The 12,632-nt window shown below is 60.1% G+C and carries 11 protein-coding genes and 1 pseudogene; 3 read left to right on the forward strand and 9 right to left on the reverse strand.

What is annotated here, in order from left to right; all coding sequences use genetic code 11:
* Window position 1 precedes the first annotated feature (1 nt).
* Window positions 2–2,218, forward strand: coding sequence for a carbamoyltransferase HypF (gene hypF / locus H2Z33_RS13730; protein WP_032654782.1), 2,217 nt, complete (start codon window positions 2–4; stop codon window positions 2,216–2,218).
* A gap of 1 nt (window position 2,219) precedes the next feature.
* Window positions 2,220–3,242 (forward strand): HoxN/HupN/NixA family nickel/cobalt transporter, encoded by a 1,023-nt coding sequence (locus tag H2Z33_RS13735; protein ID WP_063134887.1) that lies wholly within the window; start codon window positions 2,220–2,222, stop codon window positions 3,240–3,242.
* A 126-nt stretch (window positions 3,243–3,368) separates the two neighbouring features.
* Here the strand turns inward: H2Z33_RS13735 and norW are convergent, their stop codons facing one another.
* Window positions 3,369–4,502 carry an NADH:flavorubredoxin reductase NorW gene (gene norW / locus H2Z33_RS13740; protein ID WP_032654776.1) on the reverse strand — a complete coding sequence of 378 codons (1,134 nt, stop codon included), beginning with the start codon at window positions 4,500–4,502 and terminating at the stop codon, window positions 3,369–3,371.
* The gene (norV, locus tag H2Z33_RS13745) at window positions 4,499–5,941 is read right to left on the reverse strand and encodes an anaerobic nitric oxide reductase flavorubredoxin (RefSeq protein WP_063134888.1); all 1,443 of its coding nucleotides are present in this window, start codon (window positions 5,939–5,941) and stop codon (window positions 4,499–4,501) included. Before norV ends, norW begins: the two co-directional genes overlap by 4 nt.
* A gap of 187 nt (window positions 5,942–6,128) precedes the next feature.
* Between norV and norR the strand changes: the two genes are divergently transcribed.
* Window positions 6,129–7,643, forward strand: coding sequence for a nitric oxide reductase transcriptional regulator NorR (norR, locus tag H2Z33_RS13750; RefSeq protein WP_017382788.1), 1,515 nt, complete (start codon window positions 6,129–6,131; stop codon window positions 7,641–7,643).
* Here the strand turns inward: norR and gutQ are convergent.
* The 7 genes and pseudogenes from gutQ to srlA all read right to left on the reverse strand — a co-directional run bounded on the left by gutQ (window position 7,640) and on the right by srlA (window position 12,548).
* Window positions 7,640–8,605 (reverse strand): arabinose-5-phosphate isomerase GutQ, encoded by a 966-nt coding sequence (gutQ, locus tag H2Z33_RS13755; protein ID WP_015571677.1) that lies wholly within the window; start codon window positions 8,603–8,605, stop codon window positions 7,640–7,642. The two genes, norR and gutQ, sit on opposite strands and share 4 nt — an antisense overlap.
* Window positions 8,598–9,371, reverse strand: a complete 774-nt coding sequence (gene srlR / locus H2Z33_RS13760; RefSeq protein WP_045907400.1) for a glucitol operon DNA-binding transcriptional repressor SrlR — start codon at window positions 9,369–9,371, stop codon at window positions 8,598–8,600. Before srlR ends, gutQ begins: the two co-directional genes overlap by 8 nt.
* A 63-nt stretch (window positions 9,372–9,434) precedes the next feature.
* Window positions 9,435–9,794, reverse strand: a complete 360-nt coding sequence (gutM, locus tag H2Z33_RS13765) for a transcriptional regulator GutM (protein ID WP_017692785.1) — start codon at window positions 9,792–9,794, stop codon at window positions 9,435–9,437.
* 91 nt (window positions 9,795–9,885) lie between these two features.
* Entirely contained in the window at window positions 9,886–10,665 is a 780-nt protein-coding gene (srlD, locus tag H2Z33_RS13770) for a sorbitol-6-phosphate dehydrogenase (RefSeq protein ID WP_017382786.1), read from the reverse strand.
* A gap of 14 nt (window positions 10,666–10,679) precedes the next feature.
* Window positions 10,680–11,042 carry a PTS glucitol/sorbitol transporter subunit IIA gene (gene srlB / locus H2Z33_RS13775; protein WP_017692786.1) on the reverse strand — a complete coding sequence of 121 codons (363 nt, stop codon included), beginning with the start codon at window positions 11,040–11,042 and terminating at the stop codon, window positions 10,680–10,682.
* Between the two features lie 12 nt (window positions 11,043–11,054).
* Window positions 11,055–11,988: pseudogene (locus H2Z33_RS13780) on the reverse strand (PTS glucitol/sorbitol transporter subunit IIB).
* Window positions 11,985–12,548 carry a PTS glucitol/sorbitol transporter subunit IIC gene (srlA, locus tag H2Z33_RS13785; RefSeq protein ID WP_015571673.1) on the reverse strand — a complete coding sequence of 188 codons (564 nt, stop codon included), beginning with the start codon at window positions 12,546–12,548 and terminating at the stop codon, window positions 11,985–11,987. The pseudogene H2Z33_RS13780 and the gene srlA overlap by 4 nt, the downstream one beginning before the upstream one ends.
* Window positions 12,549–12,632: the final 84 nt, after the last annotated feature.

Raw genomic sequence — 12,632 nt, forward strand, 5'->3', positions numbered from 1 at the left:
AATGCGCGTTAATGGCGTACAGCTTCGGGTGCGCGGCAAGGTGCAGGGGGTAGGATTTCGTCCCTTCGTCTGGCAGCTTGCGCACCAGCTGGGGCTGGCAGGCGACGTCTGCAACGACGGAGAGGGTGTCCTGGTGCGTCTCGCGGGCAGTGGGGGTGACTTTACCGCGAGACTGCGCCAGGACTGCCCACCGCTGGCGCGCATCGATCGCATTGAAACGCAGCCGTTCAGCTGGACGACGCTGCCGGACGAGTTTGTCATCCGCCACAGCGAGAGCGGGGCGATGGACACGCAAATCGTCCCGGATGCCGCCACCTGTCCCGCATGCCTGGCGGAGATGCGCGATCCCCGCGAACGTCGCTACCGCTACCCGTTTATCAACTGCACCCACTGCGGGCCGCGGTTTACCATTATCCGCGCCATGCCCTATGACCGCCCGGCCACGTCAATGGCGCCATTCCCGCTCTGTGTGCCCTGTGAAACGGAGTACCTCAACCCGGCTGACCGGCGTTTTCACGCCCAGCCGGTGGCCTGCCCGGATTGCGGACCGCAGCTGGAGTGGCGAGCCGGGGAGGCTGCTGCCACCCGCGAATCGGCGTTAAGCGCGGCGGTGGCGATGCTGGAAGGCGGCGGGATTGTGGCGGTCAAAGGGCTGGGCGGTTTTCACCTGGTCTGCGACGCGCTTAACCCGCAGGCGGTTCGGAAATTACGGGCACGCAAGCAGCGCCCGACCAGGCCGCTGGCGGTGATGATCCCGCATGCGGACGATCTGCCGGAGGCCATCCAGACGCTGTTACGTTCACCCGCTGCGCCGATTGTGCTGACGCCAAAAGCCTGCCTTCCTGCGTTTCCTGAGGAGATTGCGCCGGGGCTGGATACGGTCGGCGTGATGCTGCCTGCGAACCCGCTCCAGCATTTGCTGATGCTGGACTGCCAGCGCCCGCTGGTGATGACCTCCGGCAACCTCAGCGGCCATCCACCCGCCATAAGCAACCAGCAGGCGCTGGAAGAACTCAGTGACATCGCTGACGGCTTCCTGCTGCACAACCGCGACATCCTGCAACGGATGGATGATTCAGTGATGGACCAGGAGGGCACGATGCTGCGTCGCGCACGCGGTTTTGTGCCGGATGCCATCACATTGCCCGCCGGATTCCGCGACATCCCGCCCATGTTATGCACCGGCGCGGAGATGAAAAACACCTTCAGCCTGGTGCGTGGCAACCAGGCGGTGCTGAGCCAGCATTTTGGCGATCTGAGCGACGAGGGGGTAGAGGCGCAGTGGCGCAGTGCGCTCTCGACGATGCAGGACATCTACGCCTTTCAGCCTGAGCGCGTGGTGTGCGATGCCCATCCGGGATATCACGCCCGACAGTGGGCCCGGGCGCAGGCGCTGCCCGTTGAGACCGTGCTGCATCATCATGCGCATGCGGCAGCGTGTCTGGCGGAGAATGGCTGGCCGCTCGACGGCGGGGATGTTATTGCCCTGACCCTGGACGGGATCGGCATGGGCGAGAACGGCGCGCTGTGGGGCGGCGAGTGCCTGCGGGTGAACTATCGCGACTGCGAACGGCTGGGCGGTCTGCCAGCCGTTGCGCTGCCGGGGGGCGATCTGGCGGCAAAACAGCCGTGGCGCAATTTGCTCGCCCACTGTCTGGCGTTCGTACCTGACTGGCAGCAGTACCCGGAAACAGAGGTGGTACAGCGTCAAAACTGGCCGCTGCTGGCAACGGCTGTGTCGCGCGGTATCAATGCGCCGCGGGCCTCCTCCTGTGGTCGTCTGTTCGACGCCGTGGCCTGTGCGCTGGGCATTGAAACGCAACGCTATGAGGGCGAAGCCGCGTGCCGGCTGGAGGCGCTGGCCGAACGCTGCGCAGGGGTTGATCATCCGGTGACGCTCCAGACGGATAACCTTGCGCTGTTCTGGCAACAGTGGCTTACCTGGCGGGCGGAACCCGGCGAGCGTGCCTGGGCTTTTCACGATGCGCTGGCAAAAGGGCTGAGCGAACTGGCGGCAACGCATGCCCGCCGACGGTCGCTCACGACGGTGTGCTTCAGCGGAGGCGTCCTTCACAACCGCCTGCTGCGCGCGCGCCTTCGTCATTACCTTTCTGATTTCACGCTTCTTTTTCCTTCGCGCCTGCCCGCAGGCGACGGAGCGATCTCCTTCGGGCAGGCGGTGGTTGCTGCCGCCCGATCATGTTCACAAGGGATTTAAAATGTTACGACTTTTACGCAATGAACCTCGTGCAGCGTGCCTGCTGCTGGCTCTCGGGATGGCTAACCTGCTGGCCTGGTGGCTGGCGTGGCACACCTTTAGCGGCAGTACGGCGCTGATGGCGGCCAGCCTGCTGGCCTGGTGTTACGGACTGCGTCATGCGGTGGATGCCGACCATATCGCCGCGATTGATACCGTGACGCGTAAAATGATGCAGCAGGGCAAGCGCCCGTCCGGCGTGGGCGCATGGTTTTCCCTCGGACACTCCACCATCGTGGTGCTGGCCTCCATTGCTATCGCCGCGACCGCCACGGCGTTTCAGAAAAACATGGCATGGTTCCACGAAACCGGCAGCCTGATTGGCACCGCCGTCTCCGCCACCTTCCTGCTGGCGATGGCGCTGGTGAATATGGTGATCCTGCGCGGCGTCTGGCGCAGTTTTCAGGCGCTGAAACACGGCAATCCCGTGCAGGGCGACATCACGCTGCCTGCACAGGGCGGCGTCATGAACTGGCTGTTCGGCAAAACCTTCCGCCTCGTCAATAAAAGCTGGCAGATGTACCTGGTCGGTTTCCTGTTCGGCCTGGGGTTCGACACCGCCACCGAAATCGGCGTGTTGGGGATCTCCGCCGCCAGCGCCTCCAGCGGGATGTCGGTGTGGTCGATCATGATCTTCCCGGCGCTCTTCGCCAGCGGCATGGCGCTGGTGGATACGCTCGATAACCTGCTGATGGTGGGTGCCTACGGCTGGGCGTTTAACAAGCCGCAGCGCAAGCTCTATTACAACATGACCATCACCGGCACTTCGGTGGTGGTGGCGCTGTTTATCGGCGGCCTGGAAGCGATGGGTCTGCTGATGGACAAGTTCGCCCTCAGCGGCGGCGTGTGGGATCTGATTGGCGCGGTGAACGATAACCTGGGCGACGCCGGATTTGTGGTGGTCGGGCTGTTTGTCGCCTGCTGGCTGATCTCGATGGCGAACTATCGCTGGCGCGGTTATGACGCGCTGGTGGTGCGCTCCTGACGCTGAAAGTGTAGCGATAAAAAAAGCCCCGGGACATCGGGGCGGTGGACAACAAAATCCAAAGGTTAAGTAAGCGTGGCAGTACTGTAGGCCGGGTAAGCGGAGCGCCACCCGGCATGACGAGGGTTAAGCTGGTAGCGATTTCAGCAGCGCGAAGGCCTCCTTCATTCTGTCTTCGCTGACGACAAAGGCGCGCATCTGACCGTCGGTATCGGTGCCGCGCGCCACCATGCCCTGAGGCGAAAGGACAATCTCCCAGTCCAGATCCTGACGCTGCGTTTCACCTGCGAGATGCAGCGGTAGTTCCGGCGTTTTTACCTTCACCAGCATGGCGGGTAATTTCACCGGTGCGTTGCCGCCGAGCAGGTTTTTCGCCAGGAACATGGCGCTTAACTGAATCGGTTGCAGGAACGGCAGCACCTGGCCGTTAATTTCCGCGCAGTCGCCCAGGGCATAAATGTCCGGCCGGGTGGTTTGCAGGTAGCTATCCACCTTCACGCCTCGATTGATCTCTGCGCCCGCGCGGTGCGCCAGCGCGGTTTCCGGGCGCAACCCCGTCGCCGCAATAACCACATCCACTTCCACGCTGCGGTTGCGGTCGAGCGTCGCACAAATGCCGGTTTCGGTTTTGCTCAGGCTCTGTAACTGCGATTTCAGCAGCAGATGCACGCCCATGTCGGTCAGACGATGCTGTAAGCGACTGCTTACTTCTGCTGGCATCAGCCCTGACAGAATGCTGGCCGCGTGGTCAACCAGGGTGACGGATTTTCCCGCCCGGCAGAAGTCCATCGCCAGCTCGGTGCCAATCAGTCCGCCGCCGACAATCATCACCCGCGTGGCGTCGCGTAACAGGGTCTCGCTGGCCTGATACTCCTGCTGGCTGTTGAGCGTGACCATCAGCTCGCGGCCCTCAACCGGCGGCACAAACGCCGATGCCCCCGTCGCCAGCACCAGTTTGTCGTACTGCCAGGTTTTATCTTTCGCGTTCACCACGTGGGCGTCGGCGTCGATATCGGTGACCCAGGTGTACGGAAACAGACGCAGGTTAAACTGTTCTGCGAACTCCCCCGCCGTCTGGCGGGTGAGATCGTCGGCGCGCTGATTCTGGCTAATGACGTGGCTTAAATCAGGCTTGTTGTACTCATCCATGCTGTCGGCGGCGATCACCGTCAGCGGCACGTTAGCATCCTGTTTGCGGATATTTTTCACCAGCTGGCGGGCGGCAAAGCCCGAGCCGATAATGACGATGCCGTGGCTCATTTTGCCTCCGTTGCCAGTTCATCAAAGACGTCTTTCCCGAGGGAACATTCCGGGCAGAGGAAGTTGTCCGGCACCTCGCTCCACGGCGTACCCGGCGCGACATCCTGCAACGGCTCGCCCAGCTCAGGATCGTAAATCCACTGGCAGACGCTGCACTGCATGCAAGGGCCAAGGTCGGCAGCGGCAGCTTCTGCTACAGCTTTCGGCGTAACCGCCGCGGCGGGTGCGGTTTCCGGCAGCGGCGCAAGCGCCCACTGGCGGGCAATGTCGCGACCGTGCTGACGACAGATTTCCAGCGCGTCGAGATCCGGACGCCATTTCGCCTTCAGGCTCAGGGACATCTCAAAACCGGCATCCTGTAAACGGGTGGAGAGACGGTCTACCGCGCCGCCGCTCCAGCCGTGTGAACCAAAGGCGCTGGCGCGTTTGTTACGAAAGCGCAGGCCGGTCATCTCTTCCACCAGTCCGGCAATTTTCGGCATCATCACGTTATTCATGGTGGAGGTACCCACCAGCACGCCTTTGGAGCGGAAGACGTTGGTCAATACCTCATTCTTATCGCTGCGCGCCACGTTGAAGATTTTCACCGCCACGTTCGGGTCAACTTCGTTGATGCCCTGGGCAATGGCGTCCGCCATCATGCGGGTGTTGTTGGACATGGTGTCGTAGAAGATGGTGATGCGATCTTCCTGATAGTCCGCCGCCCACTTCAGGTACAGTTCGACAATCTGGGTTGGATTTTCACGCCATACCACGCCGTGGGAGGTGGCAATCATATCCACCGGCAGGTTGAAGCCGAGGATCTCGGTGATTTTTGGCGTGACCAGACGGCTGAACGGGGTCAGGATGTTGGCGTAGTAGCGCTGGCACTGTTCGAACAGCTCGGTCTGATCCACTTCGTCGTTGAACAGACGTTCGTCACAGTAGTGCTGGCCGAAGGCGTCGTTACTGAACAGCACCGCGTCACCGGTCATGTAGGTCATCATGCTGTCCGGCCAGTGCAGCATTGGGGTTTCCACGAAGATCAGCTGTTTGCCATTGCCGATATCCAGCGTGTCGCCGGTTTTCACGGTGTGGAAGTTCCACTCCGGATGGTGGTGGTGGCCGTTGATGGAGTCAATGGCGTTGGTGGTGCAGTAGATCGGGGTATCCGGAATGTGGGACATCAGCTCGGTCAGCGCCCCGGCATGATCCTCTTCCGCGTGGTTGATGATAATGTAGTCGATCTCATTCAGATCGATTTCGCTGCGCAGATTCTGCACGAACTCGCGGCTGAATTTGTGATCGACGGTATCGATCAGGACGTTTTTACCTTCACGAATGAGATAGCTGTTGTAGCTGCTGCCGCGCAGCGTTTTGTATTCCGTCCCGTGAAAATCACGTACTTCCCAGTCACGTTGACCCACCCAATGAATGTTATTTTTAACCAGAATAGACATAGCAACCTCAACTTAATACGGCGTTTTCAAATAAGATGACTGTCATATATCAAGTTGCGTGCCAACTTTTTAACTTATTGAAAATAATGTGTTTTCGTTTCGATGCTCTTTAGTGGGTAGTCATTTTGACTATCTTAAAAGTTGTCAATATGACACTATGTATTGTCAAAATGACAGTGAGGCAGAGATGAGCTTTTCCGTAGATGTGCTGGCGAAGATCGCCATAGAACTGCAAACCGGTATTGGTCATCAGGACCGCTTTCAGCGGCTGATCTCCACGTTGCGCCACGTGCTGGATTGCGATGCGTCGGCGCTGCTGCGTTACGAAGGGCGGCAGTTTATTCCGCTGGCTATCGACGGTCTGGCGAAGGACGTACTCGGGCGGCGCTTTACCCTGGAGGGCCACCCGCGTCTGGAAACCATCGCCCGCGCGGGTGACGTGGTGCGTTTCCCGGCAGACAGCGATCTGCCCGATCCTTACGACGGCCTGATCCCCGGACAGGAGAGCCTGAAGGTGCACGCCTGTATCGGCCTGCCGCTGTTTGCCGGGCAGAACCTGATTGGCGCGTTAACCCTCGACGGCATGTCGCCTGATCAGTTCGATACCTTCAGCGACGAAGAGCTACGGCTGATTGCCGCGCTGGCGGCCGGGGCGCTGAACAACGCCCTGCTGATAGAACAGCTGGAGAGCCAGAATATTCTTCCGGGTAGCCCGACGGCGTTTGAGCAGGTGGCGCACACCGAAATGATCGGCCTTTCGCCGGGCATGGCGCAGCTCAAAAAAGAGATTGAGATTGTCGCCGCGTCTGATTTGAACGTGCTGATCTTCGGGGAGACCGGCACCGGTAAAGAGCTGGTGGCAAAAGCGATCCACGAAGCCTCGCCCCGTGCGGTGAATCCGCTGGTCTATCTCAACTGCGCGGCGTTGCCGGAAAGCGTGGCGGAAAGCGAGCTGTTCGGACACGTCAAAGGGGCCTTTACCGGGGCGATCAGCAACCGCAGCGGCAAGTTCGAAATGGCTGATAACGGCACGCTGTTCCTCGATGAAATTGGCGAACTCTCCCTTTCGCTCCAGGCCAAACTGCTGCGGGTGTTGCAGTATGGCGATATTCAACGCGTGGGAGACGATCGCAGCTTACGCGTGGATGTGCGCGTGCTGGCGGCGACGAACCGCGATCTGCGCGAAGAGGTGCTGGCGGGGAATTTCCGCGCCGATCTGTTCCACCGTCTGAGCGTGTTCCCGCTCACGGTGCCGCCGCTGCGCGAGCGGGGCGAGGATGTGGTTCTGCTGGCGGGCTTTTTCTGCGAACAGTGTCGGCTCAAAATGGGGCTTTCCCGCGTGGTGCTAAGTCCCGGCGCGAGGACGCACCTGCTGAGCTACGGCTGGCCGGGTAACGTGCGTGAGCTGGAACATGCGATCCACCGCGCGGTGGTGCTGGCGCGGGCAACGCGTTCGGGGGATGAAGTGGTTATTCATGCGCGCCATTTCGCGCTGCATGAGGAAACGATGCCGCCCGTGAAGCCGGTGATACCTGAGAGCGTGAACGAAAACCTGCGCGAGGCGACGGATGCGTTCCAGCGTCAGATGATCGCCCGCGCGCTGGAGCAGAATAACCGCAGCTGGGCGGCGTGCGCGCGGGCGCTGGAGATGGACGTCGCCAACCTTCACAGGCTGGCGAAACGTCTGGGGCTGAAGGGTTAAATAATCCCCGCCTGGTAGAAGTCTTGCAGGTTGATCGCGCCGCACAGCCTGCCGTGCTCGTCCACCACCGGCGCGGCGGTGATTTTGCGCTTCATCAGCACCTCTTTGGCTTCAATCGCGCGGCTGTCGGCATTCAGCGTCAGCCCGCCCTGGGTCATTGCTTCGGATACCCGCGCCTCCAGCTTGCCGCCGCCCACCAGCCAGCGGCGCAGGTCGCCGTCGGTGAAGACGCCCTTCACCTGGCGGTCATTGTCGCATACCGCAACCAGCCCCAGCCCGGTGCGGCTCAGCTCCAGCATGGCGTCCATCACGCTGGTGTCGAGTTTGACCTGAGGAATGGCATCGTCCGTGCGCATCAGGTGGTGAACTTTGTTGAGCAGACGAGCCCCAAGCGCGCCCGCAGGATGGGAGCGGGCGAAATCTTCCTCATTAAAACCGCGCGCCTGCATCACCGCCATCGCCAGGGCGTCGCCCATCATCAGCGTGTTGACGGTGCTGGAGGTCGGTGCCAGGTGCATCGGACAGGCTTCGCGCTCAACGGAAATATCCAGCGTTGCTTTCGCGGCCAGCGCCAGCGGCGAACGGGATTTGCCGGTCATCGCTAACAGGGCCACCGATTTTTCTTGCAGGCGAGGGATGATGAGATCCAGCTCTTTGGCTGAACCGGAGTAGGAGATAAACAGCATCACGTCGCGGCTTTCGATCATCCCCAGATCGCCGTGCAGCGCTTCGGCAGGATGCACGAAGAACGCCGGGGTGCCGGTGCTGGCAAGCGTCGCGGCAATCTTCTTGCCGATATGACCGGATTTACCGATACCCGCCACGATCACTTTGCCCTCGCAGTGGATAATGGTGTTGGCTGCACGAACAAAATCCTCACCCAGACGTTCCGGCAGGCGGCTGGCTTCCTGTAGCTCCAGCAGCAGGGTCTGACGGCCTGCGTTTAACAGAAAATCACTCATTTTTCTCTCCGGTTACGATCACGTCGATGCCCTTCGCTTCCAGCGCTTTTTTAAATGCCGGATCGATACCTGCGTCGGTAATCAGCTTATCGACGCTTTCAAGGCTACAGACAATGTTGGGGCTTTTACGGCCAAATTTCGACGAGTCCGCCATCAAAATCACTTCCCGCGCGGCGTTGCACATCGCTTTGCTGACGCTGAACACCTCGTTGAAGGTGGTCACGCCCGCGTTGAGGTCGATGCCGTCCGTGCCCATAAACAGCTTATCGAAGCTGAAGTGGTCGAAGGCATTCTCCGCCAGCTGCCCGTGAAACGACGCGGATTTTTTACGGAAGGTGCCACCGGGCATCAGGATGGTCTGCTCGCTGTCGAACTCTGACAGGGCATTGACGATGTGCAGGCTGTTGGTCATCACGGTGATGTTATTAAAGCGGCTGAGCAGCGGGATCATCTGTAGGACGGTACTGCCTGCGTCGAGGATAATGGAATCGCCGTCCTGGATAAATTTGACGGCGGCTTCGGCAATCAGCGCTTTCTGGTGGGTATTGATCAGCGTTTTGTGGTCGATAGGCGGGTCGGTTTCGTCTTTATTGAGCACCACGCCGCCGTAGGTACGAATGACGGCGCCGGAGTTTTCGAGCAACACCAGGTCCTTGCGTATTGTCGTGCCGGTGGTGTCAAAGTAGTGGGCCAGATCCTCTACCGAGCACTTTCCCTGCTTTTGCAGATGCTCAAGTATGGCCGCCTGCCGCTGACGTGGTTTCATAGGCGCTTCGTTCCTTACGTTGCGAAATGATAATTCCGCAAGTTTATAACTTTCACAACGAAATTATCCATGTTTCAGATTGAGCGCTAATGATAGTGCATTCTGACAGAGTGAATCATGGGGAAAGATCACATCAGGTTGTAATTCATGCAGCGAAATGCCGTCGATCGCCTGGATTTTGGTCGGACGGGCAAACACCGTTACGCCGCGCATGATGAGGGAATCGCAAACCATATTGTTTTCATCCAGCGCAACAGCGACGACAACCCGCGGTTTAAAGCGGCCGCCGGAACGCCCGACGCCCACGCGGCCTTTCTGGCACAGGGCATCAAAGGCGCGGTTAAACTGATGGATTTGCCAGCCGCCAAACGCCATCTGGCAAAGCCAGGCGAGGGCGGCGACGGTGATGAGTGCGGTGACCATATCGGCTCCTTAACTGCCGGGTGGCGGCTGTGCCTTACCCGGCCTACGGGGATTGTAGCCCAGGTAAGCGCAGTGCCACCGGGGAATGAACTCAGAACATCACCTGCCCACCGGTGACGTTAATCGACTGCCCGGTGCAGTACGAGGCTTTCGGGCTGGCGTAAAACAGCAGCATGTTCAGCACGTCCTGATAATCGCACCCGCGCTTCAGCGGCACTTTGTCGATGTAGTACTGTTCGACGTCCTCTGCTTTGATGCCAAGTTTGGCGGCATACTGCGGCAGCAGGGACTGGAACATCGGGGATTTCAGCAGGTTACCCAGCATCAGCGCGTGCACGGTTATGCCGTATTCGGCCAGATCCAGCGCCAGAGACTGCGTCAGCCCGACGCCGCCAAACTTCGCCGCGCTGTAGCCGGAGTTGTGCTTGCTGCCCACTTTCCCCGATTTTGAGTTGATCTGAATGATGCGACCCTGAATACCGTCGCGGATCATCAGACGGGAAAATTCGCGGGCGCAGAGGAAATAGCCCACCAGATTCACCTGCAACGAGCGATCAAAATCCCCCAGTTCGAAATCGCTGATAAAGGCCGCTTTCGCAATCCCCGCGCTGTAGACCAGCAGATCGGTGCGACCAAAAATCTCATCCACGCCGCGGGCCAGCGCCATCACGCTCTGCTCGCTGGTGGCGTCGGCGCCAAATCCATACGCCATCCCTTCGCCAAATTCGGTGTTGATGGCGTCCGCTACGCGGGCGGCTTTCTCACTCTGAATATCCACGACCGCCACGCGGTAGCCCTCTGCGGCAAGCCCATGGCAGAGGAACTCGCCTAAGGTTTGTCCCCCACCAATGACAACGGCAACCTGACTCATGTGTCTCTCCTTTATTACGAAATAAATTTTAACGTGCAGCCTGGGGTGACAGCCTGCGGAACCGGCCCCTCAACGTGAACCGTGCCGGGATACTCCGCCCGCGGCTGGCCGTCGAAACGCAAGGTGATGTGCCCCAGCTCGCGCAGGTTTTGCTCGGCGACGTCACCGACGGCGGTTACGGCATAGCGCGCCTTGCCCAGCTCCAGCTGGCCACCGGCCTTCAGCTCGCCGTTTAACTCGCCGTGGCAGTGGATAAAGCAAAACTCTTCGATATCTGCCGGGGCGCCTTCGCGGAAGGTGATCAGCATCTGGTCGCTCAGCGCATCGGCCGCGCTCTGGCCGATGCGGGTAATGGTGGTCTGGTAAATCACGGTCATGGCAGGAACCTCTTATTGATAAATAAAGCCGGAGACAAACCAGGCAATTAGCACCGTTGGCGCGCCCGTCAGGAAGCGGCTGCACGGTCTCCTGGCGCGCTTCCGCCAGCGACAGCCCGACGGGGATGAAGTCGCACGCCGCCTGAGCGTTAATGGCAAACAGGGCGGGCAGGGCGAGGTGCGGGGGAATATTCCCCAGACCAATCTGCACGCCAATCAGCACGCCAATGACCTGGGCAATCACCGCGCCCGGGCCAAGAAACGGCGACAGCAGCGGGAAGGAGCAGATCAGCGCCAGCGTCACCAGGCCGAGCGGGTGGCTGGCGAGCGGGGCGAGGCCGTGGGCAATCCAGTCGCCGAGGCCGGAGGCCATGATGATGCCGATCAGCGCCGAGACGAACGCCATAAACGGCAGAATGGTTTTCAGCACCGTGTCGATGGTGTCGCGCCCGGACTGAAACAGCACCGCCACGGCGGACCCCATCCCCATCCCGACCTTCGCCAGCAGGCCGTCGCTCTGCTCGGTGATTTTTTTGCTGGTGTCGTACTCGCGCGGGGCCGCTTTTTGCGGTGCGGATGTGCCATTCACCAGCGTGATGTTGTCCTCCTTCACGCCCGAGACATAAATATCCTCAAGGATGTACTGCGCCAGCGGGCCTGATTTGCCCGTGGAGTGAATATTCACCGTCGGAATGCGGCGCTTCGGGTAGATGCCGCAGCGCAGGGTGCCGCCGCAGTCGATTACCGCCACGCCGATTTCCGCTTCCGGCGGCTCGCCCTCTTTGAAGCCGTCGACTGCTTCCCAGCCGGTCAGCTCGCGCAGCGTGTCGACGATCGCCGGGCGCGTGCCCGCGGTGATGTAGACGATCTTTTTGCCTTCGGTAGCGTCGAACTCCAGCGGGCCGCCCCAGCCGCCCGTGCCTTTCTCTATGCGGATCCGGTTCATACTGTGGCTCCCGAAAGCTGGACTTTCTCATCAAGCTGAATGCCCATTTTTTTCTCAAAAATGGCGGTAGTGAGGTCCGTTACCCAGCCGCGGAAGAAGTTGGTCACCAGGCCGACCAGCAGATAGCTCACCGCCAGCGGGCCGAGCGGCAGTCCCAGCGTAGTGAGACCGCTGGCAATCCCGAGGTAAACAAACAGCTCGCCGGGGTTAATGTGCGGGAACAGGCCGTTCATTGAATGGCAGCTGTAGGAGGCGGCGGCGTAATAACTCGGCTTGTACTTCTCTGGCATAAAGCGGCCGAGGCTTAAGGTCATCGGGTTGCAGAACACAAAGGTGCCGATGAAGGGCAGGATCAGGTAGCGGGACAGCGGATTGCCGGCACAGCGCTGGGCGAAGCGTTCAATACGCTGCTGGCCGATAAAGTTAATCAGGGCGTTCATGATCACCAGCAGGCTGATCAGCAGGGGCAGGATCCCGGTCACCATGCCGGTGAATACCTCGCCGCCTTTCTGAAACAGCCCGATGAACCACTCGGCGCCGTGGGTGATGGTTTCTATCATTCTTCTCTCCTGTAGGGCGTTTGTTTTTGTCTATCTGCGGCTAATAATAATCACTTTGAAAGGTTTTAAAGTGTTAATAAGATC

The sequence above is a fragment of the Enterobacter sp. YSU genome, from assembly GCF_016082135.1.
Lineage (GTDB): Bacteria > Pseudomonadota > Gammaproteobacteria > Enterobacterales > Enterobacteriaceae > Enterobacter > Enterobacter hormaechei_C.

Bases quoted from the DNA above. Each gene is read 5' to 3' on its own strand.
- H2Z33_RS13735 (WP_063134887.1), top strand. From the start codon at position 2,220: ATGTTACGACTTTTACGCAATGAACCTCGTGCAGCGTGCCTGCTGCTG.
- norW (WP_032654776.1), bottom strand. From the start codon at position 4,502: ATGAGCCACGGCATCGTCATTATCGGCTCGGGCTTTGCCGCCCGCCAG.
- srlR (WP_045907400.1), bottom strand. From the start codon at position 9,371: ATGAAACCACGTCAGCGGCAGGCGGCCATACTTGAGCATCTGCAAAAG.
- srlA (WP_015571673.1), bottom strand. From the start codon at position 12,548: ATGATAGAAACCATCACCCACGGCGCCGAGTGGTTCATCGGGCTGTTT.
- gutQ (WP_015571677.1), bottom strand. From the start codon at position 8,605: ATGAGTGATTTTCTGTTAAACGCAGGCCGTCAGACCCTGCTGCTGGAG.
- srlD (WP_017382786.1), bottom strand. From the start codon at position 10,665: ATGAGTCAGGTTGCCGTTGTCATTGGTGGGGGACAAACCTTAGGCGAG.
- norR (WP_017382788.1), top strand. From the start codon at position 6,129: ATGAGCTTTTCCGTAGATGTGCTGGCGAAGATCGCCATAGAACTGCAA.
- hypF (WP_032654782.1), top strand. From the start codon at position 2: ATGCGCGTTAATGGCGTACAGCTTCGGGTGCGCGGCAAGGTGCAGGGG.
- gutM (WP_017692785.1), bottom strand. From the start codon at position 9,794: ATGGTCACCGCACTCATCACCGTCGCCGCCCTCGCCTGGCTTTGCCAG.
- norV (WP_063134888.1), bottom strand. From the start codon at position 5,941: ATGTCTATTCTGGTTAAAAATAACATTCATTGGGTGGGTCAACGTGAC.
- srlB (WP_017692786.1), bottom strand. From the start codon at position 11,042: ATGACCGTGATTTACCAGACCACCATTACCCGCATCGGCCAGAGCGCG.